We start from the raw sequence: 23,819 nt of genomic DNA on the forward strand, positions 1-23,819 counted from the left end.
GTGCTCTCGTACGGTGGTGTTGCCAGTGCTGCGTTCCCTCGGCGTTCTGACTTCCTCGTTCCTGCTTGGCTGTGTTTCGCTGATTGGCGCAACTTCGTTGGATGTCGGTTCGGCTTCAGCGCAATCCACCTTACTCAAACAGTCGACATTGCTCAGGAAGACGCAACCATCCGCGGATGCCTTGCGCTTTGCCTCGGTTGGAGGACGCACCAGCGTTCCCCTACGGCTGGCTCGATTTCTGCCATCGCCGGCCAAAGAGTGCAAGGTGCCCGCTCTGCCGGCCACGAACGTCAAGCTGACCGCGCAGAACCTGCGCATCCTCAAGCGGATAAACCTCAAGGCAAATAACTACATCAAACCCGTCAGCAATTTCGAGCACTGGGGCAGGATGGTGGACCACTGGGATTACCCGGTTGACGGCAAGGGCGATTGCAAGATCTACGCACTCTACAAGCGCAAGCTTCTTCAGGAGGCTGGATTCCCCCGGCAGGCGCTGCTGATGACCGTGGTCCACGATCTTGACAATGAAGGCCACACCATCCTGACGGTGAAAACCGACAAGGGCGATCTCGTTCTCGACAATCTGGTCGACGAAATCAGGCCCTGGAACGCGACCGGATACTACTTCCTGAAACGCCAGTCGCAGCAGAACCCGAATATCTGGCTGTCGATCAACCAGCGGGGTGGCACGCCGAAGACCCTCACAAATGTTGCCGAACTCGTAGACTGAGAGGCTGTCAGGGCCACAGCGGTCCATGCACTGTTGGGCAAGTACCCAACCGTCAGGATGGCGAATGCCACCCGCGTACCTTTCGGTCCTGGTCCGGTCCATGTGGGAGCGGCTTCAAACGCTACCGGGCTCATATTTTTCCGAAATTGCCGCCAGCCACCCCGGCAGGGCGGGCTGGCAGCGAACCTCCGCCGCGACGGCGGTCGATCAGCTGGGTTTGCCGCCATTCTTCTTGCAGTCGGCCCGGAACTTCTCGCGCGCCTTGCCGTGCAGCTTCTGGGCATCGGCCAGTGCCGAACATTGCTTCGAAATCGCGGTTTTCTCCGGCGTCATGGCAGTGGTCTTTGCCTTCTTCGCGGGGGCGGTCGTGGTGGTGGCCGGGGCCGTCGTGGTCGCCGCTGTCGTCGCTGCCGCGGCAGTTCCCGTCGCAATGAACCCGGCCACGGCGATAGACGTCAGAACGCTTGCAATCCTCATTATGCTTGCTCCCTTGAGGCCCCCCCGGCACGGACTGGGTATCAGCGAGCCGGGGCGCCGCGCAATCTTGGCTGTGGCCAACCACGCAGTTGTGATCTGATCGCGGTTGCCGCAGCGGCCCGCCATGTTTTGCCCCCGGCCCGGCACAGCCGCCTCGCCTCACACAACGCGACCGGCGATGCGTTTCTAGCCTTACGCATGTCGCGACCCAACCCCGGCCACCTCCGCGCGACATGTCCTATTTCTTGCAAGCGGGCTCATTGGGATGCCCGCAAGACGGCTTCTTGACGGCTGGCGGCTGCGGCTTTGGCTGCGCCTGCGGCTGCCGGTGCACCTGCTGGATCTGCTGCTTCGGCTGGGCGTGGAACTCCGGCCTCTGCGGCTTGGGCTGACCCAGCACCTTCAACTGCGGATTGCCATTGTTGACCTTGAATTTCTGCTGGACATTGCCTCCACCGTTTCCGTTGGCGGGCAGCTTGTGGAATTTGGGACCGTTGCCATTGCCCTGGGCCCCACTGCCTTGCCCATTGGCCTGGCCGTTCGTCTGGCCACTGCCTTGGTTGTGAAGCTTCTTGAACTTGCCATTCGGCGGATTCTGGCCTGAATTCTGGCCATTGAGCGCCGATGCGTTGTTCGCTCCATTAGCCGCAGGCGTGCCGTTGGCGTCAGGGATCTTGCGGAGCTTCTTGCCAGTCTTGCCGGTACCGTTCTGGCCCTGCCCATTGCTTTGGCCATTGGCCCCGTTTTGCCCATTCACCACCGGGTTGCCGGTCACGGCGTTTCCAGCTGCCGTACCCTGCTTGTTCAAGAGCTTGTTGGACTTGTTGTTGGGCAGGTTCGGGTTGTTGGGCAGGTTCTGTCCATTCAGCACCGGGTTCCCGGTCACGGCGTTTCCACCTGCCGTGCCCTGCTTGTTCAACAGCTTCTTAGACTTGTTGTTGGGCAGGTTCGGGTTGTTGGGCAGGTTCTGTCCATTCAGCACCGGCTTGCCATTGACGAGCGGCAGCGTCTTGCCGTCGGCGCCGGGCAAGGCATGACCTGTCAGCTTGTCGGCAGGCAAGGTCTTCGACAGCGGCGTGGCACCTCCGGGCTGCTGGCCACCCTGCCCCGGCTTCAGCGGCAGGCCGCCCGGGTTCTGCTTGGACAGCACGGCTTCTTTCTTCTGCAGAAGAGCTGGCAGCGCCACCTTGGTCGCCAGTGCGGCCGCACCCAGGCCCACGGCGCCGGCGGTCAGTTTCTGGCCCGTGGTGAGGCCGCCGCCCTGGTTGTTGTTCTCGTTGACCGTCGTGTTGTTGATGATCGTGGTGTTGTGGATGTTGTTGAAGATGACATTGTCCGGCGGTGGGAAGATGTCATGCGGCGGGTTGACCCACGCCGGCACGGGCACAAAGACCGGTGTCGGCAGAAGGAAGACACCGACCGGCGGCGGCGGTGGCGGCAATTCGATGAAGTCGCGCGGCCGTGGCGGCAGGAAGATCACCGTCACGGGCGGCGGCGGATCGAAATCGAAATCGGAGTCGTCGAAATAGAGTACGGGACGGTCGACGTAGACGATTTCCTCCTCCGGCGGCGGCGGCACGTCATAGGCGTAGACGGTGAAATCTTCCGGGGGCTCCAGGGCCGCTTCGAAATGCTCGAGCCGGCGGCGGGCATCCCAGGCATGCGGGCCATGCGGGTAGCGCCGGAGATATGACCAGTAGGCTTCCGGCGTGTCCCGTAGCCAGGTTTCGCGCCAAGTGATCGCCTCGCGCCGCGCTGCGATGATGGCGCGCACGCGCTTGGCCATCGGATCGTGCGGATAGGCGCCGACGAAATCCTCATAACCGCGCAGCGTATCGCGATCGAGCGCCGCTACATAAGCGTCGTGGGCATCGAAGTCGCGGATTTCCCTGGTCCGGTTGGCCTGGGATTCGGCCTCCGAAACCTTCGGCGCGGGCGCATCCGGGGCACGATCGAAAAACACGAAGGGCGCGCTGATCTTCGAGGCGTTCCAAGGCACTTCGGCCCCTTGCGTCACTTCGTTGACGCGCAGGCGCGTGCGGTCGAACACATCGTCGAGCGACAGGCCGCCGTCGCGCATCATCTCGGCCAGCGCCTGGGCATAGGCGCCGTACGGGCCCTTGCCTTCCAGCGCGACGGTGCCCGGGGCGGCGTTGAAGGCGATCAGCATGTTCGGGTCGGGATCGACCAGTGCGAGGCCGCCGGCCAGCGGCTGGTTCGTTTGCGGGAATGCATTCGGTCGCGCCGCGTCGAGCACGACGATGTTGACCTTCGTCGGCAGGCCAGCCAGCGACTTGGTGACGTCGGAGAGCCGCATCGCCTGGAGCGGGACGTCGGCTGGATTGGCGATCTGGGCATCGACCGGCAGGAAGTAGTTCTCGCCTTCGAACTGCACACCTTGGCCGGCGAGGTAGACGAAGACGACCGCGTCGGGTCCGGCGGCGGAGACCTTGCCGAGGAAGTCGCGCAGCGCGCCGCGCAGCGACTCCTGATCTACATCACGGGCGCCGACCACATCGAAACCGGCAGCCTGCAAGGTCTGCGCGATCAGTCCGGCGTCGTTGGCGGGTATCACCAGCGCGCCGGACGGATAGGCAGCGTTGCCGATGACGAAAGCGAGGCGTTTTTGCTGTTGCGCGAGCGCGCCCGTCGCCGAGGCGGCGACGACAAGCAAGAGGACGAATAAACTGAGGAATTTCTGGAGCATCCGCATTTCAAGCCACCATGGGTAAAGAGCCGACGCTGTCGAGGCCCTTCCCCTCCTCCAGCGATCTGGACTAGATGGGCGCAAAGAGGCGGCTTTGCGGCGCGATCTCGGCAGGTTGGGATCGAGTATAGCCCAACTGGCGATTTCAAGGAAAAGTGATCGCTTTCTGTCCGCGCGGCAGTCGAACCGAGATCCGCCTACCGGCGCTTCTTGGGCTTTTCCAGTAGCGCGACAGCCTCGACATGGGGCGACCACAGGAACTGGTCGATCGGCGTCACGCTTTTCAGTTGATAGCCACCGTCGATGAGGATGCGCAGGTCGCGCGCCAGCGTCACCGGGTTGCAGGACACCGCGGCAACGAAGGGAACATCAGAGCGGGCGATCTGCTTCGACTGATCCTCGGCACCTGCCCGCGGCGGGTCGAAGACAAGGCCGTCGAAGGCATTCAATTCCTTGAACGTCAGCGGACGGCGAAACAGGTCGCGGCGTTCGCCCGTCACCCGCTTCAAGCCGGTGGCGAAACGTGCCCCCCGGTCGAGCGCTGAAAGTGCGGCCGCATCGCCTTCCACCGCATGGACTTCCGACTTCGCGGCCAACCGCAAGGCAAAGCTGCCGCAACCGGCGAAAAGATCGGCGACCTTCTTGGCGCGCTTCAGATGTGTGCCGACAATCTCGGCCATGGTCTGTTCGGCGGCCTCGGTCGCCTGCAGGAAGGCGCCAGGCGGCACGGCGACGGCAACGCTGCCGAACATCACCACGGGCTTCCTCGGTTCGATGACGATCTCGTCATCGATGGACAGTCTGGCAAAGCCTTGCGCAAGGACGAAGTTGGAGGCGATGCGGCGCTGGTGTTCGCCGAGCTTGCCGGACTCATGCACCGCAACGTCGAGGCCGGAACCGGTCACGGTGACCGCCATCCGGAACGATTTGGTGGTGGCGCATATCAAATCGGCGAGCGCCCTCAGCCGGTCGAGCGCGGCGACGATCTCGGGCAGCGAGATCGGGCATTCCGATATGGAAATGATTTCCGGCGACAGATGGCGGTTGAAGCCGAGCAGCATGCCCGTCTCGGCGCGCCGCGCGGCAAGCACGACACGGCGGCGCGTGTGCGGCGCGCAGGCGACCAGCGGATCGATGTCGCAATCGAAGCCCTTCAGGGCGTGCACCACCTTGTCGCGTTTCCACTGGCGATAGGCCTCGGTCTCGAAATGCTGGAGGGCACAGCCGCCGCATTCGGTGAAATGGCGGCAGGCCGGATCGATGCGCAGTGGTGAGGCTTCCAGCACCGCCATCAGCGTGGCGCGATCCCGTTCGCGCGCGGCGGTGACAACCTCGCCCGGCAGCGTGAAGGGAATGAACAGGTCGCCGCTTTCGGTCTCGGCAATGCCGTCGCCCTGGGCGCCCAGCTTTTTGATGGTGAAGCGCGCGCTCATCGATCCTTGATCCCACCGAGCAGGAATTCACGATTGCCGTCGCCGCCTTCGATCGGCGACAGATGCAGGCCGAGCGAGCGCCAGCCAGGAACGGCATCCAGCCAATCCTGCAGCAGGCCGGCGACACGGGCGGCATCGAAGGGATCTTTCAACAGACCACCCTTGCCGATCGCCTCGCGACCCGCCTCGAATTGCGGCTTGACCAGAAAGATCGCGGCGGCACCGGGCTTCGCAATCGCGAGCGCCGGCGGCAGCGCCAGTTTGAGCGAAATGAAGCTGACGTCGGAAACGATGAAATCCGGAATGCGGCCGGCAAGATCCGTAGCGGTGAGATCGCGGGCGTTCAGCCCCTCGATGACCGTCACGCGCGGGTCCTTGCCGACATCGGGATGCATCTGGCCATGACCGACATCGATTGCCGTGACATGGGACGCACCGCGTTCGAGCAGCACCTGGGTAAACCCGCCTGTCGAGGCACCAATATCTAGCGCCTCGCGGCCGGCCGGATCGAGGCTGAAATGGTCGAGCCCGCCGATCAGCTTCAGCGCCGCGCGCGACACATAGCCCTGCGCCGGATCATCGATGGCAACAAGGCATTGCGGCGAAACGTTCTGACCGGGCTTGCGGGCAATGGTGCCGTCAACCGTCACCGTGCCGCGCTCGACCGCGTCGCGGGCACGCGAGCGGCTGGCAAACAGGCCGCGCTGGACGAGCAGGTCGTCGAGCCGCTGGCGTGTGCTGGCTGGCAGAGGCGAGTTCATCGGCCTTCATGGCGAAAGCCGGCAGCGAAGGCAAGGACATTGGGACGGAACAAGGAAAGACCGTCGAGCACATCGGGCCGCGTAGCGGCTTGCGTGCATCGCATCGGGTCCGGCAAAATGGTAATAGGAGAACCTCCATCGTCGCAACTCGGGGGAGAATGAATGCTGACGGGAACCTGCCACTGCGGCGCGGCCCACTGGACCCTTGAAGGCGATCCCGGGCCGATCACAGCCTGCAACTGCACACTTTGCCGTCGCTATGGCGTGCTCTGGGCCTATGATTATATCGACGAACGCATACGCGTTTCCGGACCGATGACCAGCTATACGCGCGCCGGAAAGGATACGCCGTCGCTCGAAATCCTGTTCTGCCCGACCTGCGCCTGCGTGCTGGCCTGGCGCGGCTTGGGCGCCGGCGCGTCTGATCGAACACGCATCGCCGTCAATGTGCGGCTGGCGCCGCCCGAGGCCGTCGCCGATCTGCCAATCGACCATTTCGATGGCCTCGACACCTACGACGACTTGCCGCGTGATGGCCGCTGCGTGCGCGATATGTGGTTCTAGAAGATGGTGCGCGACACCTGGCGCTCGACGGCTGGAGACAAACCGTCGTCTCGCTCCCCCGAAGCTTGCTCACGTGGATGCTCAGCCGCAACCGGAGGCGCGGGGTCCGGCACGATCACGAGCTGCGGCACCTGCTTGTAGGAAAAGCCGCCCCTGATATTGCCCATCTTGCCGGCGACGATGCCCAGCGCTGCTTTTTCGAGATTGCGGTCATAGCGCGTCTCGGCGGCGACCGGCGCAATTATGATGGCCGATAGGGCCACGCCGCACAGAAGCGTCTTCATTCCAATTGTCTCCCTGCCTGACAACTGATCTAGCAGGGCGCCGTTGAAAAACGGCCAAGGGACACGGTAAGCAAAACGCCAAACGGCAGTGTTAACAATGCGTTACAAAATCAAGCCGGCAAACTGATTCAAGCGCTTGAGGTTCTGAATCAGGCGCGCTGGGCGCGGGCCGTATGCCCGAGCGCCGTGAATACGGTGCGCACGATGCCGGCGGCATCGAGGCCGGCATCGGCATACATCTTTTCCGGCTTGGCGTGGTCGGTGAAGACGTCGGGCAGCACCAGCGGGCGTACCTTCAGGCCGCTTTCCAGCAGTCCTTCATGGGCCAGAAACTGCAGCACATGGCTGGCGAAGCCGCCAATGGCGCCCTCTTCCACCGTCACCAGAACCTCATGCGAGCGGGCCAACCGCCGGATCAGATCCTGGTCGAGCGGCTTGGCGAAACGGGCATCGGCAACGGTGGTGGAAAGCCCGGCCGCGCCGAGTTCCTCGGCGGCGATCAGGCAATCCTGCAAGCGCGTGCCGAAGGACAGTAGCGCCACCTTTGTGCCTTCCCGCACGACGCGGCCTTTGCCGATTTCGAGAACCGAGCCACGCTCCGGCATGTCGACGCCGACGCCGTTGCCGCGCGGATAGCGGAAGGCGATCGGGCCATCATCATAGGCTGCCGCAGTGCGCACCATGTGGCGCAGCTCCGCTTCGTCGGCGGCCGCCATCACGACAAAGCCCGGCAGGCTTGCCAAGAAGGTGGTGTCGAACGCGCCGCAATGGGTGGCGCCATCGGCGCCGACGAAACCGGCGCGATCGATGGGAAAGCGCACCGGCAGTTTCTGGATCGCGACATCGTGCACGACCTGGTCATAGGCGCGCTGCAGGAAGGTCGAATAGATCGCCGCGAACGGCTTGTAGCCTTCGGTGGCGAGGCCGGCGGCGAAGGTCACCGCATGCTGTTCGGCAATGCCGACATCGAAGGTCCTGGACGGGAAGACCTCACCGAACAGGTCCAGCCCGGTGCCGCTCGGCATGGCGGCGGTGACGGCGACGATGCGGTCGTCCTCACGGGCCTCCTGGATCAGGCTTTCGGCGAACACCTTGGTGTAGGCCGGTGCGTTGGCCGGTGCCTTGGCCTGTGCGCCGGTGATGACGTCGAACTTGTTGACGCCGTGATATTTGTCGGCGGCGGCTTCCGCCGGCGCGTAGCCCTTGCCCTTCTGGGTGACGACATGGATCAGCACCGGGCCTTCGCCATTGTCGCGGACGTTTTTGAGCACCGGGATCAGATGTTCGAGATTGTGTCCGTCGATCGGGCCGATGTGATAGAAGCCGAGCTCCTCGAACAAAGTGCCGCCGGTGACATAGCCGCGTGCATGCTCGACCGCGCGGGTGATGGCACGATCGGCGCGCTTGCCGAGATAGGACGTCAACTTCTTGCCGAAGTCGCGCAGGCCGGCATAGGCCTTGCCCGAGGCGAGGCGCGCGAGATAGGCGCTCATGGCGCCGGTCGGCGGCGCAATCGACATGTCGTTGTCGTTGAGGATGACGATGAGCCGGGCGTCGAGCGCACCGGCATTGTTCATCGCCTCATAGGCCATGCCGGCCGACATGGCGCCGTCGCCGATGACGGCGATGACATTGTTGCGGCCGCCGGAGAGGTCGCGGGCGGCGGCCATGCCGAGGCCTGCCGAGATCGATGTCGAGGAGTGGGCCGCGCCGAAGGGATCGTACTCGCTCTCGGCACGGCGGGTGAAGCCGGACAGGCCGCCTTCCTGACGCAGCGTGCGGATGCGGTCACGCCGGCCGGTCAGGATCTTGTGCGGATAGGCCTGATGGCCGACGTCCCAGATCAGCCGATCATCCGGCGTGTTGAAGACATAATGCAGCGCCACCGTCAGCTCGACCACACCGAGGCCGGCGCCGAGATGGCCGCCGGTGCGGGACACCGCGTCGACCAGTTCGAGGCGAAGCTCGGACGCCAGTTGCGGCAGTTCGCTCTCGTCAAGCGCGCGCAAATCCGCCGGAATGCGGACCTTGTCGAGAAGCGGCGTATGCGGCGTTGCGTTCACGGGTGCTTAGGCTTTCTGTTCAACGGCGGGATAGGCCGCCGGCCTGTGAAAGTAAATGCGTGTCAGTGACGCGGGCCTGCTGCCAAAAGGTCAGCGCGTCGAAACAGTCTATGCCCGCGCTTTCAAGTCCTTGTTTTCATGCATATCGTGGTCCCGAAACCGGGCCGCTTTTGGGCGATATTCATTAGTTTTCCGGCAGCGGAATAAACTCTTCCTCATCTCCAGGAACGATATCGAAGCGGCCCGTCTTCCATTCTTGCTTGGCCTGTTCGATGCGCTCCTTGGACGAGGATACGAAATTCCACCAGATGTAGCGCTTCGAACCGAGCGAGGCGCCGCCGAACAGCATGAAATGCGCACCGGTTTGCGACGATATGACGATCTCGTCACCGGGCCGGAACACCAGCAGTCGCTCGGCCGGAAAGACGTCGCCTGAAATCGAAACCTCGCCTTCGAGCGTGTAGATAGCGCGCTCTTCGGCATCCGCCGGGATTTTCACGCTGGCGCCAGGCGTCAGCCTGAGATCGGCATAGAGCGTCTCGGTATCGGCCCGCACCGGGGAGCGCAGCCCCTGGAAATCGCCGATGACGATGCGGCTGCGGACGCCTTCGGCGTCGATTTCGGGGAGCCGCAAGGCCGCGGTGTTCTCGAACACCGGCGCCACTTCCTCCTTGCCGTCGGGCAGCGCCAGCCATGTCTGCAGGCCGGAGATCGACATCGGCGCGCCGCGCAACTCCTCGGGCGTGCGTTCGGAGTGGACGATGCCACGGCCGGCGGTCATCAGGTTAACGTCGCCGGGCTGGATCACCATTTCCGTGCCGAGCGAATCGCGATGCCTGATCTTGCCGTCGAACAGATAGGTCACCGTCGACAGGCCGATATGCGGATGCGGACGGACATCCATCGCCTGGCCGCCGCGCAGGATCGCCGGGCCCATCCGATCGAAAAAAATGAAGGGCCCGACCAGCCGCCTCTTGGCGGTCGGCAAAGCGCGACGGACCTCGAAGCCGCTAATGTCCTTGGCGTTCGGGATGACCATCAGCTCGATCTGGTCGCTGGTGAAGGCGTCGCCGGCTTCAGGGTCTTTCCCGGGAAAGAAGCTCATGAACTCTCCTTGTCAGCGGTCGTGGACCGCTTTGGCCGCATCAGGCAAAGCGGATCGCCGCCTTTGCCCGCAGTTTGGCCGCCACCTCTTCGCGATTGCGCGGATGCTGATGGGTTTCGAGTGAATCGAGAAGTTCGCGCGCCGATGCCGCGATGGCCTCGACGGCGTGGTCGAACGCATGCTGGTTCTGTTTCGACGGGCGTGTCGTTCCGCTCAGCTTGCGGACGAACTGAAGGGCCGCGTCGCGCACTTCGTCATTGGTTGCCGGGGGATCAAAATTGAACAGGGTCTTGATGTTTCTGCACATCGCTTCCGTATCTCCTCTTGTCCAAGGCGCCATATCAACGGCGACGAACTCTATCCTCAAACACGATGATGTCCAAAACTCGGTGAACGGCTTGCGCCTCATTCCGCGTCGAGCGGCTCGGTTCCGACCGGCTTGCCGTCGCGCGACAGCCTGATCTTCTCGACCTTGTCCTCGGCGGCCTTCAGCAGCCGATCGCAATGCGCCTTCAGCGCCTCGCCGCGCTCATAGATCTTGATCGACTGGTCGAGCGGCACGTCGCCACGCTCCAGATCATCGACGATCTTTTCCAGTGCGTCGAGTGCCTGCTCGAAGCTCATCGCCTTGACGTCTTCGTTGGTCTCAGCAGCCATCATTCATCCTTTCATCAGTCGCCCGACATGGGCGGCGACCGAAAATGCCAGTCCCTGCAGATCGTAGCCGCCCTCGAGCAGGCTGACGAGCCGGTTGCCGCTGTGGCGCGCGGCGCGCTGCATCAGCTGGCCGGTCGCCCAGTCGAAGTCATCCTCGGTCAGATTGATCTCGGCCAGCGGGTCACGGTGATGCGCGTCGAAACCGGCCGAAATGATGATCAAATCGGGCGCGAAATTGTCGAGCGCCGGCAGCACCCGCGACAGGAAGGCATCGCGAAACACCTCGCCGCCGGTCTGTGGCGCCAGAGGCGCGTTGACGATGTTGCCGGCGCCGGTCTCGTTCTTCGCGCCGGTGCCGGGATAGAGCGGCATCTGGTGCGTCGAGCAATAGAGCACCGAAGGATCGTCCCAGAAGATATCCTGCGTGCCGTTGCCGTGATGGACATCCCAGTCGACGACAGCGACGCGCTCGGCGCCATGCTTCTTCTGCGCATAGCGGGCGGCAATCGCCGCTGTGTTGAAGAAGCAGAAGCCCATCGCAGTGGTCTTCTCGGCATGGTGGCCGGGCGGACGGGCGGCGACGAAGACATTGTCGGCGCGGCCGGCAAAGACGTCGTCGACGGCAGCGTTGGCGGCGCCGATCGCGGTGATCACCGCTTGCCAGCTCTTTGGGCTCGCGGTGGTGTCGGCATCGATACGGGCAAGGCCCTCTTCGGGAATGGCGGCGCGCACGCGGGCGACGAAATCGGCGGGATGCGCGTAGAGGATGGTCGCTTCATCGCCCTCCGGCGCCTTGACGCGATCAAGCGCAGCAAAGGTCTCGTCATCGAGCACGCGCTCGATGGCGCGCAAGCGGTCCGGCCGCTCGGGGTGACCGGGCGGGGTGATGTGTTCGAGGAAGATCGGATGGGTGTAGAGACGGGTTGTCATGCTCCCTATCTAGTGCCCCGGCGCTGCGATGGCCATGCATTGCGGCTCGATCGCTGGGGAAAATCGCGCCTGCGTCCATTGGCGTCGCTGCGGGGATTGGCGCCGCCAGCGCTTCAGCGTAAGGTCGCAGACACTGCCTGGTGCCCGCTGTAAGCGGGAGAATCGGGAACACGGTTGAATTCCGTGGCGTGCCCAACGCTGTGAGGGGGACCGCGCCGGTAAATGCCACTGTCGATGACGGGAAGGCACCGGACGCGGGTTGATCCCGAGCCAGAAGACCGGCCTGGCAGGCATCGTCATCCGCATGGTCAGGCGGAGGACATGGATTGCAATCGCAAGGGGACACGCGATGCCGGAAACCATGACCGCTCCTATGGGCGACGGATTTGACCAGGTTGCGCGCGATGCCGTCTACCGCGCCATGTTCACGCGGCGCGACGTGCGTAGCCATTTCCTGCCCACAGGGCTCGACGACGAGGTGCTGGCACGGCTGCTGCTTGCCGCGCACCATGCGCCATCGGTCGGCTTCATGCAGCCGTGGAATTTCATCGTCATCCGCGACGTCGCGCGACGGGCGGAGGTGCGCGACCTGTTCCTGGCCGCGCGCGAACAGGAACTGCCGGCGATCGAGGCGGAAAGACAGGCGCTCTACCGCAAGCTCAAACTCGAAGGCATCTGCGAAAGCGCCCTCAATGTCTGCATCACCTGCGACCGCCAGCGATCGCAAGGCTCGCCACTGGGGCGTTGGCACAATCCGGAAATGGATCTCTACAGCACGGTCTGCGCGGTGCAGAATTTCTGGCTGGCGGCGCGCGCCGAAGGCATCGGCGTCGGCTGGGTCAGCATCATCGAGCCGCAAGCGCTGAAAAGCCTGCTGTCCATTCCCGAGCATGTAACGCCGATCGCCTATCTCTGTGTCGGCCGGGTTTCCGAGTTCGCGCCGAAACCCGACCTTGAGACACATGGCTGGGGCCGGCGGCTGCCGCTGCCCGAACTGATCATGAGCGAGACCTTTTGCGGGCAAGGCGAGGCACCGCTCAAGTCAGCTGTGGCGCACCTCAACACAGTCGCCTGCGCGCCCGCCGATCAGCGCGTTGCGCCGGCCGTGCCCCAGCGCGAGCCGCCGAAGGAGGCCAGTGCCTTGTCCTTCAACTCCCTGAACTTCGACGACGCCTCGGCCAGCCGGGCGTCCCAGGCCGGATCAGGCACCTGGCCGGCGATAGTCTTGAAATAGACCTGCATCAGGCAAGCAATCGCGAAAGGCTCGATGAACGCTGCCTTGAAGGCCCAGGCGAAGACGATGGCCAGCACGAAGGCCCAGCCGGCCAGTTGCCCAGGCATCAGGAACAGAATGGCGGCGGCCGGAGCCAGCATCAGCAGGAAGATGACGAACGACACGCCCCACATGATGACCGCCAGCCAGACGGCGTTCTTGACCATGGTCTTGCCGTTCTGGGCGTAGAGCACGACGCCTTGGCGCGCCGTCTCGAAGGGCGAGGACGAATTGATGCGGATGTTGTAGCCGAGGATAATCTCGTCGACATAGGTGAGCGACAGGCGGATCACCGTGTTGATGAAGGAAACAAGGCCGCTCAGGCCCGGAATGGGCAGGAAGGCGGCGATGCCGCCGAGCAGTCCGGTGATGGCGCGGATGGCGCCCTTGACCAGTTGGTCGACGACGAAAAGGATGTTGGCCTCGGCGAAACGCTCCGTCACGACCTGCCTGGCATAGGCGATCTGGTTCTGGCCGTCGGGAACATCCCGGCCATCGATCAGATGGACCATGACGGCAATGTGGCCGGCCTTGACGACGTAGAGGATGTATTCGCGGATCCAGTAGACGGCGATCGAGACGATGCCGAAGCCGACCACCCCGCCCCACAGGGCGAAGGACATCGGTCCATCGGGATCGGTGGAGATATGGCCGACGCCATAGCCGACGGAGGCGCCGGCGCCGGTCGCCACGATATAGGCCAGCGTGATGCCGAAATAGATGATCATGCGAAAGACAATGAAAGGCCAGGTCCGCATCATGATGGACACCGACCTGCCGATATCGAAATCCCACATGCTCCGAATCTCCCCTCAGAGATGGCTGCTGAGGATGCGCTCACCCCGAAGATTGTCAATCGTAAGCAGTGGCCAGCGGAGCGCCCGACAGGGATTTCAGTTCTGTTGCGAAGCTGGTTTTCTGAGCAGACCTTCCAGCAGTTGCTTGAACGCCGCCACCACTTTTCTCGACGTCGCTTCGGGGTCGTTCGAATTGGCGATCCGCTGCGCTGCCTGGCTGCTCGCCCCGTTGATCAGCCGTGCCGCGGTCTCGGGGTCGACGCCCGGGACGACCACCCCTTCCCCCTGCAGCGCGGTCAGATGACCGGTCATTGAGCCAACGCAGGCGCTGGCATTCGGCCATTGTGCCGGATCGCCCAGCACGGCCGGACCATCCCGGAACATGATACGCTGGATTTCTGGCTCTAGCGCCATTTCGATATAGGTCGTGCATTCGTCGACGAAGTGTTGCCAGCGGGTCGGCGCTCTCGACGCAACCTCATTCACCCGGGCCGCCATTTCCGCGTCGATTTTCAGCGATAACCGCCTCCAGCAGCCCCTTCTTGTCGCCGAAGTGGTGATAGAGCGCGCCGCGTGTCAGTCCGGCGGATGCGGTGAAATCATCCATCGACGCTTCAGCATAACCAATCGTGCCAAAGGCCTGGCGGGCCGCGGCGATCAGCTTGGCGCGCGTCTCGGCAATCATTTCCTTGCGGGGTCTGTGCATTTCCGTCTGGCCCTATCCACATACGTCTCGTATGCCAATTGACATACGCCACGTATGATCTATCTATTTCTCATACGCTTCGTATGTAATTGTCAGATCGCCCTTTGTCGAGGAACTGCCATGCAAAACCCCTATTCGGAAATCTTCCGCGCCCCTGGAGCCAAGGGCTTTGCAGCCGCCGGCTTCATGGCGCGCCTGCCGATCGCCATGGCTCCGATCGGCATCGTGGCGATGCTGTCGCAGACGCGCGGCGAATACTGGCTGGCGGGCGCTGTCTCGGCGACATTCGCGTTGGCCAACGCTTTCCTGGCGCCGCAAATATCAAGGCTGGTCGACCGCCTGGGCCAGACGCGGGTTGTCGTGCCCACGACAATCATCTCCGTGCTCGCGTTCATCACGCTGATTGCCGCGGCCAATCAGGACTGGCCGACTTGGACATTGTTCGTGTCGGCGCTGCTGGCGGCGGCCATGCCCAGCATGCCGGCCATGGTGCGCGCGCGCTGGACCGAGCTCTTCCGGGGCCGACCGGAGATGAACACCTCATTCGCCTTCGAATCGGCGGCGGACGAACTGGTCTACATCGCCGGAGCATCGCTGTCGGTGGGCCTGAGTGCCGCCCTGTTTCCCGAAGCGGGCATGCTGGCGAGCACGCTGTTCCTGGCCTTGGGCTCGACGGCGTTCATCCTGCAGCGATCGACCGAGCCGCAAGTGCGCCCGGCGGGCCATGGCTCGGGCGGTTCGGCGATCCGCCTCCGGCCGGTGCAGATCATCACCTTCGCCCTGATCTTCATCGGCGCGACCTTTGCGACGACAGAAGTGAGCACCGTGGCGATCACCAAGGAACTCGGCCAGCCCGGCGCCGCCAGCCTCGTCATCGGCGTCTACGCGCTGGGGTCCTTCGTGCTCGGCATCATTGTCGGCGCGCTCAACCTGAAAGCGCCGCTGCAGCGCCAGTTGGCCATCGCGGTCGCCCTGGTCGCGCTCGGCACGCTGCTGCCGCTCACCGCCAGCAGCGTGCCGCTTCTGGCGCTGACCGTCTTCATCAGCGGCGTGGCGATCTCGCCGACCTTCATCACGGCCTTCGGCCTGATCGAACGGCATGTGCCGGAAGCGATGCTGACCGAGGGCATCACCTGGGTCACCGCCGGGATCGGCATTGGCATGGCGCTGGGCTCTTCGCCGCCGGCGCGGTGGTGGATACGTTCGGCGCCCAGAACGGGTTCTGGGTTTCTGTGGCATCAGGCACGATTGCGCTCGCCACCGTGCTGCTCGGCCAGCGCATCCTGGTTACCCATAAATGCGACCTGGACGGCTGCGAGGCGGCTGCCGTTCCCGCGGAATAGCGCGCTCGGGGCCGGGCGTGCCGCCCTATGCGGCAGGATCGGAAATCCGCATCCAGTGCGGTCGTGCCAGCGCAAAAAGCATTGTTGGCGCGTCGTGCAACATCACCTCCCGCTCGAAGGCGAAGCCGCATTTCTCCAACACCCGACGTGATGCGGGGTTGGCAGGACGGGCGAGGCCAACAACCCGGTCGGCATGCAGAGGACCGAACGCTGCACGCAGCGCCGCCCTGACCAGTTCCGTGGCATAGCCATGTCCCCAGCTCTCCGGATGGAGATGGTAGGACAGGTTCAGGCCGTCGAAATCCGCCGATACGGTGACGCCGCCGAAGCCGACCGGCTTTCCATCGGCCTCGACCGCCCAGCGGCCGAAGCCATGCTTGTCCCAATGGCCGATGTCGCGGGCCAGTCGCGCGGCGCTCTGCTGAGGCGTGTCCGCAACAGGATCGGGTCGATGGGCGACAAGTTCATGACGCGAGAAGAGGTCGACCAGGAAATCCAGATCGGCCTCCACCGGCCGGCGCAGCAAAAGCCGTCCCCTTTGCTGGCTCAGAGGCAATGACGCGTTCATGCCGTCATCTCCCGGCAAAGAACCAGTCACCCCTTCAGAGGATCTCGGTCTTGGCGATGTGGATGCCGAACCCTTCAAGGCCGACATAATGGCGCTCGCGCGAGGCGATCAGGTTGATCGAGGAAATGCCGAGATCCTTCAGGATCTGCGCGCCGAGGCCGATTTCGCGCCATTCATTCTCACGCCGGCGGGCCTCTTCATGATCCTCGCGGTCGCCGCTCAGCGGGCGCTTGCGCTCCTGATGCGCGACACCGACCGAGCCTTCTCTGAGATAGACGATGACGCCGCGCTTGCGCTCGCCCATCGCCTTCATGATGCCGTCCAGCCGATGGCTGGTGCCGAAGACGTCGGTCACCACATCCTCGGAATGCAGCCGCACCGGCACCTCCTCACCGTCGCGGATGTCGCCGAAGACGACGGCGACGTGATGCATCGTGTCCCACGGCAGCGTGTAGGTGAAGACCTGCGCCTTGCCGCCAAGCGTGTCGATATCGGAGCAGGCGACGCGCTCGACCAGCGTCTCCTTGCGCTGGCGGTAGGCGATGAGGTCGGCGACCGAAACCTGCTTCAGGCCATGCTCTTCGGCGAAAGCCTGCACTTGCGGGCCCCGCTTGACGGTGCCGTCGTCGTTGACAAGCTCGGAAATGACGCCGATCGGCGGCAGGCCGGCGAGCTTGCAAAGGTCGACCGCCGCTTCGGTATGGCCCGAACGCATCAGCACGCCGCCTTCGCGCGCGATCAGCGGGAAGATATGGCCTGGGCGGACGAAATCGGAGGCACCGACATTGCCGTTGGCGAGGTTGCGCACGGTCAGCGTGCGGTCGTCGGCCGAAATGCCTGTCGTCGTGCCATGCTTGAAATCGACGCTGACGGTGAAGGCGGTGGTGTGGGCGGAATCATTGTCGGCGACCATCGGCTGCAGGTTGAGCCGCTTGGCTTCTTCGCGCGGCATCGGCGTGCAGACGATGCCCGAGGTGTTGCGGATGATGAAGGCCATCTTTTCCGGCGTGCAGTGGACGGCGGCGACGATCAGGTCGCCCTCATTCTCGCGCCCGTCATCGTCCATGACGACGACGATCTCGCCGCGTTCGAAAGCGCGGATGGCTTCGACAATCTTCTTCTGGTCGTAAGGCATGGGCGGCTCGCTTCGCTCGCAGGGCAGTAGGGGAATAGGGCAGTAAGGCAGTAGGGGAAAGCAAAAAATTGGCTGTCTGAGCGCAGGGCGTAACATACTGCCCTACTGCCCTACTGCCCTATTCCCTTCCCCGTCTGTCCCCTATGGCGCAGATAATGATCGGCGATGGCGCAGGCAACCATCGCCTCGCCGATCGGCACGGCGCGGATGCCGACGCAGGGGTCGTGCCGGCCCTTCGTCATCACCTCGACATCGTGGCCATCCTTGTCGATCGACTTTCGCGGCGTCAGGATCGACGAGGTCGGCTTGACGGCGAAGCGGGCGATGATCGCCTGGCCGGTCGAGATGCCGCCGAGGATACCACCGGCATTGTTGGACAGGAACACCGGCTTGCCGTCATTGCCCATGCGCATCTCGTCGGCATTCTGTTCGCCGGTGATGCGCGCGGCCTCGAAGCCGTTGCCGATCTCGACGCCCTTGACGGCGTTGATCGACATCAAGCCCGACGCAATGTCCTGGTCGAGCTTGGCGTAGATCGGCGCGCCAAGCCCCGGCGGAACACCGTCGGCGACGATCTCGATCACCGCGCCGACCGAAGAACCGGCCTTGCGGATGCCGTCGAGATACTGGGTGAAGACGGGAACCGAAGCGGGATCGGGGGTGAAGAACGGGTTTTCTGCGTCGCCTATGAAATTCCAGTTCCAGTTGGCGCGGTCGATCGACTTTTCGCCCATCGACACCAGCGCGCCGCGCACCACCATGCCCGGCACCACCTTGCGGGCAAGCGCGCCCGCGGCGACCCTGGCCGCGGTCTCGCGAGCCGAGGAGCGGCCGCCGCCACGATAGTCGCGTATGCCGTATTTGACGTCATAGGTGTAGTCGGCATGGCCTGGCCGGTACTGGCGGGCGATCTCGCCATAGTCCTTCGAACGCTGGTCGACATTCTCGATCAGCATCGAGACCGGCGTGCCGGTGGTGATCATCGTCTCACCGTCCTCGTCAAGCACGAAGCCCGACAGCACCTTCACTTCGTCCGGCTCGCGGCGCTGCGTGACGAAACGCGACTGGCCCGGCCGGCGCTTGTCGAGTTCGGCCTGGATCTCGTCACGCGTGAAGCGGATGCCGGGCGGGCAGCCGTCGACCACGCAGCCAAGCGCTGCGCCATGGCTTTCGCCCCAGGTGGTGACGCGGAAAAGGTGGCCGAACGTGTTGTGAGACATGGAAAAGTGCCCTGCCCGGCAGCGGAGCCGGTTGAAGCCTGCCTTCTATTGGCGTTTTTTGCGGTGGTCAAACTGTCATCCCTGCCGTTTAAGTTTTGACACATTCGGCTGGTTTCTGCTTTCTTCCATCCGCCGTTGAGGATCCGCCGCCACAGAGCCGGCGCAATGACCAAAGAGGACGAATATGCGTACCCTGATTGGCGCTGTTGCCGCCACCCTGTTGCTTTCCACCGCCGCTTTCGCCGGCCAGACCGAAGGCCTGATCAAGAAGATCGACAAGGACGCGCTGACCCTGACGCTGGACGACGGCAAATCCTACAAGCTGAACGCCGAAACCGATCTCGACGCGCTCAAGCCAGGCATGGACATCGTCATCGCTTTTGATGTGACCAATGGCGAGAACGTGATCACTGACATGCAGTTGCCGGACGGCGACACGAACTAAAGCTTCCGACCCAATTGGATACGTGCCGTCGGTTCGACATTCCGCCGAGCCGGCCCAGCCGTCTCTTACGCGATTACGGCCGCAAACTGCCGTGTCATTTCCTGGGCCATTGCAGGCGGCCTACAGCCACTCCAGGCTCTTGCCTTCAAGTTTGAGCACGCGATCCTGCGGTATCTCCAGGTTTGCGGCCTCGTCCTCGGCCATATCGAGCACGAAGCGAAACAGGGTGCGCATGACGCCGCCATGTGTCACACAGACCGTCCTGCGGTCGATCCCGTCGAAGTAGGGTTTCACCCGTTCGAGCAGCATCTGGTAGCTCTCCGCACCGTCTCCGGGCGGCTGGAAGTTCCATTTGTCCCGTGCGCGTGACCGCTTTGCTCCGGGAGACTGCGTCTCCAACTCGGCAAAGGTAAAGCTCTGCCAGTCACCGAAATTGACTTCAATCAGTCTGGGATCGGTTCGATAGGCGAGCGGATCGAGCTTCATTGCGGCGCGGATGCGTTCCATCGTTTCGCGCGTCCGCCGCATCGGGCTGGCGACGAAATCGAAATCCTCGGGATCGCCGACAAGCTCGGCCAGCCGATGCCCGTTTTCGCTCGCCTGATCACGGCCAAGAGCATTGAGATCGGTGTCGGCCTGCCCCTGAAGCCGGGCCTCGGCGTTCCACGCGGTCTGGCCGTGGCGCACGATATAAACCAGCGGATACATCAGGTCTTCCGGAGGTCGGGCCTGGGCCTGGGCTGAGGATAGGCGGAGGGAATTAATCCTTGACCGTCGAAATATCGGGCGCGTCGACCGCCTTCATGCCGACGACGTGATAGCCGGAATCGACATGATGCACTTCGCCGGTGACGCCACGCGACAGGTCGGACAGGAAATAGACGCCGGAATCGCCGACCTCTTCCTGTGTGACCGTCTGCTTCAGCGGCGAATTGTATTCGTTCCACTTCAGGATGTAGCGGAAATCGCCAATGCCGGAGGCTGCGAGCGTCTTGATCGGGCCGGCGGAGATCGCATTGACGCGGATCTTCTTGGCGCCGAGGTCGACGGCGAGGTAACGCACGCTGGCCTCGAGCGCTGCCTTGGCGACGCCCATGACGTTGTAGTGCGGCATCACCTTCTCGGCGCCGTAGTAGGTCAGCGTCAGCAGCGAACCGCCATCGGTCATCAGCGCCTCGGCGCGCTTGGCAATGGTGGTGAAGGAATAGACCGAAATGTCCATGGTGCGCAGGAAATTGTCGCGCGTCGTCTCGACATAGCGGCCGGTCAGCTCGTCCTTGTCCGAGAAGGCGATGGCATGGACGAGGAAGTCGAGCTTGCCGCCCCAATGCTTGGCGACATTGGCGAAAACCTCGTCGAGGCTCGCCGGATCGGTGACGTCGCAATGGCCGGCGACAAAGGCGCCCAGTTCCGCCGCCAGCGGCTCGACGCGCTTCTTGAACGCCTCGCCCTGATAGGTCAGCGCAATCTCGGCGCCATGATCGACGCATGCCTTGGCGATGCCGTAGGCAATCGACCTGTTGTTCGCGACGCCAAGAATCAGGCCGCGCTTGCCGGCCATCAGGCCCTGTCCACCCGCCATGTGAGCGCTCTCCGCAAGGTTTCTGCTTTGTGGAGTGCCTATCGCACAGGCACAGAGCCCCTTCAAGCGCTCAAACCGGACAGTTCGGGGGACAAAGGCGCTGGATCAGCCTTTTTGGCCACGCAGCAACGCTTCGAGCGCGCTGTCGCCGCCTTCCGGCAGCATGATGCGGACATGGGCATAGAGGTCGCCATGGCCGCCAGCCTTTTCCGGCAGGCCTCTGCCCTTGAGCCGCAGAACCTTGTCCGAACTCGACCAGGCGGGAACATTGACGGCGAGCCTGCCGGTCGGCGTCTCGACAGGCACCTTGGCGCCCAGCACCGCATCCGCCAGCGACACCGGCAGATCGGCATGCAGGTCGCGGCCCTCGATGCGGTAGCGCGGATGCCGGCGTATATGGATCTTGACCAGCGCGTCACCAGGCTGCCCTGGGCCCTGCTCGCCCTGTCCCTTCAACCGGATGGTCTGGCCATCCTCGACAAAGGCCGGCAGCTTGACCGCCACCTTGCGGCCATCCGGGAACATCGCCGTCACCTTTTCGGCGGTCGCCGCTTCCTCGATGGTGACATCGAGCGTGACGTTCAGATCGGCTGCGGTCGCCGGCTGGCGGCGGTCGCCAGCACCGGCACCGCGCGCGCCCGAAAAGGCGTCGCCGAAAATCTGGCTGAAAATATCGCTGTTGCCATCGAACGGATCACCGCCCGGGCGACCCGACCGGAATTCGAATCGCGAGCCGCCGGCGCCTTGCTGGCGGCGAAACCCGCCAAAGGGGTCGCCACCGGCAGCGCCTTCAAATCCCTGGAAGCGAGGCTTGCCGTCAGCGTCGATCTCGCCGCGATCGAAAGCGGCACGGTTCTTCTCGTCGCCGACGATCTCATAGGCCTGGTTGGCCGCGGCAAAACGGTCCTTCGCTTTGGGATCATTCGGATTCTGGTCCGGATGATGTTTCTTGGCGAGTTTCCGGTATGCCGATTTTATGTCCTTGGCCGATGCATTCTTTGCAACGCCCAGCACCTCATACGGGTCGCGCATCAATTCTGCCCTGAAGAAGGAGTGAGTCCATACTTGCCCCCTATATGCGCTCGCATAGGAAGAAATTCCAGTAGCGGAGCGTCATATCAAGGGCGGAAAATCAGGCTCAGAGCGCCTTGAAGCCCTGCATGCGCCAACCGCCGGCGCTGGCCAGGCACAGTTCGCCCTCGAACATGGCAACGCCATCAAAGCTCTCGCGCGAGGCCCTGAAGCGGCGGCAGGTCTGGCCCCTGTCCTTCAATTCCGCCAGTTCAGTGATGGAGCCGCGCGACCCGGTGCCGGCATTGGCCCAAGGCACGGCCTGGCCACCGAGTTGCTCGATATCGGCGGAGGACACCGCATTGCCGATCGTCGTCTGATCGGAATCACGATCCGAATCGGCAGGTGCGGCTGAAGTTGCCGTGCTGCTGGTCAGGATCGAGCGGTCGACTTCGGCCTTTTCCAGGCTGAAGCCACCCGCGCCGCAGCCAACGAGCGGCAGAGCGATTGACACGATCGCCGCTTTCGCGCTGGCCGAAGCGATAACGCTCCATTGCCTGCTGTCAAAAGCTTGCGCGATACGCGACAATCAGCAACCTCCCTGATTTCGTGACAATTTGAGAAAAACTATGAGTGACACAGAGTTAACAACCGGTGACTTTACCGAAGCGGCCGAGCCGTTTCGCCTCTTTGCCGCATGGCTTGATGACGCCACCAAGAGCGAAATCAATGACGCCAATGGCGTCGCGCTGGCGACCGTCGATGCCGAAGGCATGCCGGATGTGCGGATGGTGCTGCTCAAGGGGTTCGATGAAGGCGGCTTTGTTTTCTACACGAATTTTGAAAGCGCGAAGGGCCAGGAGATTCTTGGCAGCATGAAGGCGGCGATGTGTTTCCACTGGAAATCGCTGCGCCGCCAGGTGCGCATTCGCGGTCCGGTGGAGATCGTCAGCGACGCCGAAGCCGACGCCTATTATGCGACACGGCCGCGCGGCAGCCGTATCGGCGCCTGGGCCTCGAAACAATCACGGCCGCTGGAAAGCCGCTTCGCGCTGGAGAAGGCGGTCGCCGAATACACGGCGCGTTACGCCATCGGCGACATTCCGCGGCCAAAGCACTGGTCGGGCTTCCGCATCGTGCCGAAGACGATCGAGTTCTGGCACGACCGTCCGTTCCGGCTGCATGACCGGGTGGTCTTTTCCCGCGACGCGAAAGGCGGCTGGGGCAAGACGCGGCTTTATCCCTGAAAGGGCGAGGCCTCAGCTCTTCTTTCTGGTCATGAATGCGGTGAGCGCCGCGCGCGCCTCGTCCGACTTCAGCCGCTCGCGGAAATGCGCGCTTTCCTCGCCAATGCGGGCGACGAGGTCGTCGCGCGAGCCACGCATGAGGTCGCGCGCGATCTTCAGCGCCTGCGGCGGCTTAGCAGCGATCTGGCCGGCCGCCGCCAGGACCGAGGCCTCCAGCGCCCCTTCCTCGACCACGTCATAAATCAGGCCGGCAGCCTTGGCGCGCTCGGCGGAAAAACCCTCGCCAAGGCCGAGCAGCGCGAAAGCACCTTGTTGCCCCAGAACGCGCGGCGCCAACAGGCTCGATCCCGCCTCAGGCACAAGGCCGAGGTCGACGAAAGGCGTCCTGAAGACGGTGCGCGGCGTGGCGAAGGTCAGGTCGCAATGCAGGTTGATCGTCGTGCCGATGCCGACCGCGATGCCGTCGACGCCGGAGACGATGGGTTTTTCGACCCTGGCCAGCGCCATCAGGAAATCCCAGACTTCCGTGCCGCCGTCACCGCCGGTGGCGACAACCATAAAATCGGCAAGGTCGTTGCCGGAGGAGAAGGCGCCGGGCACGCCGAGGACGACATGGACGCGGATCGCCGGATCGGCGTCGCCTTCGGCAAGCGCCGCCGACATCTTTGCATACATGGCACGCGTCAACGCGTTCTTCTTGTCCGGGCGGTTCATGCGGATGATCTGGATGGCGCCCTGGCGCTCGACGAGGATATGGTCTGTCACGGTCTTCTTCCCTGAT

Annotated in this window: 23 protein-coding genes, 3 pseudogenes and 1 riboswitch; of the genes and pseudogenes, 6 read left to right on the forward strand and 20 right to left on the reverse strand. The window is 63.6% G+C overall.

Going from position 1 to position 23,819, the window contains the following annotated elements:
- Positions 1-25 precede the first annotated feature (25 nt).
- Entirely contained in the window at positions 26-730 is a 705-nt protein-coding gene (locus AC0V8S_RS30300) for a transglutaminase-like cysteine peptidase (protein WP_475435133.1), read from the forward strand.
- Between the two features lie 207 nt (positions 731-937).
- On the opposite strand, the gene AC0V8S_RS30305 is transcribed toward AC0V8S_RS30300, so the two are convergent.
- From AC0V8S_RS30305 to AC0V8S_RS30320, 4 genes are all read right to left on the reverse strand, one after another.
- Positions 938-1,207 (reverse strand): PsiF family protein, encoded by a 270-nt coding sequence (locus tag AC0V8S_RS30305; RefSeq protein ID WP_475435135.1) that lies wholly within the window; start codon positions 1,205-1,207, stop codon positions 938-940.
- Between the two features lie 238 nt (positions 1,208-1,445).
- Positions 1,446-3,920, reverse strand: a complete 2,475-nt coding sequence (locus AC0V8S_RS30310) for a caspase family protein (RefSeq protein ID WP_475435137.1) — start codon at positions 3,918-3,920, stop codon at positions 1,446-1,448.
- A gap of 191 nt (positions 3,921-4,111) precedes the next feature.
- The gene (locus tag AC0V8S_RS30315) at positions 4,112-5,347 is read right to left on the reverse strand and encodes a class I SAM-dependent RNA methyltransferase (RefSeq protein WP_183457440.1); all 1,236 of its coding nucleotides are present in this window, start codon (positions 5,345-5,347) and stop codon (positions 4,112-4,114) included.
- Positions 5,344-6,108, reverse strand: a complete 765-nt coding sequence (locus tag AC0V8S_RS30320; RefSeq protein WP_183457438.1) for a TlyA family RNA methyltransferase — start codon at positions 6,106-6,108, stop codon at positions 5,344-5,346. The genes AC0V8S_RS30315 and AC0V8S_RS30320 overlap by 4 nt, the downstream gene beginning before the upstream one ends.
- 162 nt (positions 6,109-6,270) lie before the next feature.
- On the opposite strand from AC0V8S_RS30320, the gene AC0V8S_RS30325 reads away from it, so the two are divergent.
- Complete coding sequence (locus AC0V8S_RS30325; protein ID WP_183457436.1) at positions 6,271-6,672, forward strand: GFA family protein; 402 nt, start codon at positions 6,271-6,273, stop codon at positions 6,670-6,672.
- Here the strand turns inward: AC0V8S_RS30325 and AC0V8S_RS30330 are convergent.
- The 6 genes from AC0V8S_RS30330 to AC0V8S_RS30355 form a co-directional block, all read right to left on the reverse strand.
- A complete protein-coding gene (locus AC0V8S_RS30330) occupies positions 6,669-6,956 on the reverse strand; it encodes a hypothetical protein (RefSeq protein WP_183457434.1) in 288 nt (95 codons plus the stop codon). The genes AC0V8S_RS30325 and AC0V8S_RS30330 overlap by 4 nt on opposite strands.
- Positions 6,957-7,105: 149 nt before the next feature.
- On the reverse strand, positions 7,106-9,019 hold the full coding sequence (gene dxs / locus AC0V8S_RS30335) for a 1-deoxy-D-xylulose-5-phosphate synthase (RefSeq protein ID WP_183457432.1): 1,914 nt from the start codon (positions 9,017-9,019) through the stop codon (positions 7,106-7,108).
- Positions 9,020-9,203: 184 nt separating this feature from the next.
- A complete protein-coding gene (locus tag AC0V8S_RS30340) occupies positions 9,204-10,124 on the reverse strand; it encodes a pirin family protein (protein WP_475435139.1) in 921 nt (306 codons plus the stop codon).
- 40 nt (positions 10,125-10,164) lie between these two features.
- Positions 10,165-10,431, reverse strand: coding sequence for a DUF2277 domain-containing protein (locus AC0V8S_RS30345; RefSeq protein WP_027035955.1), 267 nt, complete (start codon positions 10,429-10,431; stop codon positions 10,165-10,167).
- Between the two features lie 98 nt (positions 10,432-10,529).
- Positions 10,530-10,781: an exodeoxyribonuclease VII small subunit gene (locus AC0V8S_RS30350; protein WP_183457428.1), complete on the reverse strand. Its 252-nt coding sequence runs from the start codon at positions 10,779-10,781 to the stop codon at positions 10,530-10,532.
- 3 nt (positions 10,782-10,784) lie between these two features.
- Entirely contained in the window at positions 10,785-11,711 is a 927-nt protein-coding gene (locus AC0V8S_RS30355) for a histone deacetylase family protein (protein ID WP_475435141.1), read from the reverse strand.
- 121 nt (positions 11,712-11,832) lie between these two features.
- Positions 11,833-12,012: riboswitch (cobalamin riboswitch) on the forward strand.
- A gap of 120 nt (positions 12,013-12,132) precedes the next feature.
- Here AC0V8S_RS30355 and bluB point away from each other — a divergent pair.
- Positions 12,133-12,642: pseudogene (gene bluB, locus AC0V8S_RS30360) on the forward strand (5,6-dimethylbenzimidazole synthase); the annotation flags it as partial.
- A gap of 155 nt (positions 12,643-12,797) precedes the next feature.
- Here the strand turns inward: bluB and AC0V8S_RS30365 are convergent.
- Complete coding sequence (locus AC0V8S_RS30365) at positions 12,798-13,781, reverse strand: hypothetical protein (protein WP_475435143.1); 984 nt, start codon at positions 13,779-13,781, stop codon at positions 12,798-12,800.
- Positions 13,782-13,877: 96 nt separating this feature from the next.
- Positions 13,878-14,487, reverse strand: a pseudogene (locus tag AC0V8S_RS30370) (TetR/AcrR family transcriptional regulator).
- A 120-nt stretch (positions 14,488-14,607) separates the two neighbouring features.
- Here AC0V8S_RS30370 and AC0V8S_RS30375 point away from each other — a divergent pair.
- A pseudogene (locus AC0V8S_RS30375) lies at positions 14,608-15,830 on the forward strand (MFS transporter).
- A gap of 25 nt (positions 15,831-15,855) precedes the next feature.
- Here the strand turns inward: AC0V8S_RS30375 and AC0V8S_RS30380 are convergent.
- The 3 genes from AC0V8S_RS30380 to aroC all read right to left on the reverse strand — a co-directional run bounded on the left by AC0V8S_RS30380 (position 15,856) and on the right by aroC (position 18,753).
- Complete coding sequence (locus tag AC0V8S_RS30380; RefSeq protein WP_475435145.1) at positions 15,856-16,398, reverse strand: GNAT family N-acetyltransferase; 543 nt, start codon at positions 16,396-16,398, stop codon at positions 15,856-15,858.
- Positions 16,399-16,432: 34 nt separating this feature from the next.
- On the reverse strand, positions 16,433-17,533 hold the full coding sequence (ribB, locus tag AC0V8S_RS30385; RefSeq protein WP_475435147.1) for a 3,4-dihydroxy-2-butanone-4-phosphate synthase: 1,101 nt from the start codon (positions 17,531-17,533) through the stop codon (positions 16,433-16,435).
- Positions 17,534-17,643: 110 nt separating this feature from the next.
- Positions 17,644-18,753, reverse strand: a complete 1,110-nt coding sequence (gene aroC, locus AC0V8S_RS30390) for a chorismate synthase (RefSeq protein ID WP_475435149.1) — start codon at positions 18,751-18,753, stop codon at positions 17,644-17,646.
- Between the two features lie 184 nt (positions 18,754-18,937).
- Between aroC and AC0V8S_RS30395 the strand changes: the two genes are divergently transcribed.
- Positions 18,938-19,198: a DUF1344 domain-containing protein gene (locus AC0V8S_RS30395; RefSeq protein WP_183457410.1), complete on the forward strand. Its 261-nt coding sequence runs from the start codon at positions 18,938-18,940 to the stop codon at positions 19,196-19,198.
- 120 nt (positions 19,199-19,318) lie between these two features.
- Here the strand turns inward: AC0V8S_RS30395 and AC0V8S_RS30400 are convergent, their stop codons facing one another.
- The 4 genes from AC0V8S_RS30400 to AC0V8S_RS30415 all read right to left on the reverse strand — a co-directional run bounded on the left by AC0V8S_RS30400 (position 19,319) and on the right by AC0V8S_RS30415 (position 22,380).
- Positions 19,319-19,906: a histidine phosphatase family protein gene (locus AC0V8S_RS30400; RefSeq protein WP_475435151.1), complete on the reverse strand. Its 588-nt coding sequence runs from the start codon at positions 19,904-19,906 to the stop codon at positions 19,319-19,321.
- A gap of 52 nt (positions 19,907-19,958) precedes the next feature.
- Positions 19,959-20,780, reverse strand: coding sequence for an enoyl-ACP reductase FabI (fabI, locus tag AC0V8S_RS30405; RefSeq protein WP_140768940.1), 822 nt, complete (start codon positions 20,778-20,780; stop codon positions 19,959-19,961).
- 105 nt (positions 20,781-20,885) lie between these two features.
- Entirely contained in the window at positions 20,886-21,812 is a 927-nt protein-coding gene (locus AC0V8S_RS30410) for a DnaJ C-terminal domain-containing protein (protein ID WP_095198702.1), read from the reverse strand.
- A gap of 106 nt (positions 21,813-21,918) precedes the next feature.
- On the reverse strand, positions 21,919-22,380 hold the full coding sequence (locus tag AC0V8S_RS30415) for an RT0821/Lpp0805 family surface protein (protein WP_475435154.1): 462 nt from the start codon (positions 22,378-22,380) through the stop codon (positions 21,919-21,921).
- 40 nt (positions 22,381-22,420) lie between these two features.
- Here AC0V8S_RS30415 and pdxH point away from each other — a divergent pair, with 40 nt between their 5' ends.
- Entirely contained in the window at positions 22,421-23,038 is a 618-nt protein-coding gene (gene pdxH / locus AC0V8S_RS30420) for a pyridoxamine 5'-phosphate oxidase (protein WP_475435156.1), read from the forward strand.
- Between the two features lie 12 nt (positions 23,039-23,050).
- Here the strand turns inward: pdxH and AC0V8S_RS30425 are convergent, their stop codons facing one another.
- A complete protein-coding gene (locus tag AC0V8S_RS30425; protein WP_475435158.1) occupies positions 23,051-23,803 on the reverse strand; it encodes a crotonase/enoyl-CoA hydratase family protein in 753 nt (250 codons plus the stop codon).
- Positions 23,804-23,819 lie beyond the last annotated feature (16 nt).

Source organism: Mesorhizobium oxytropidicola (assembly GCF_056174625.1).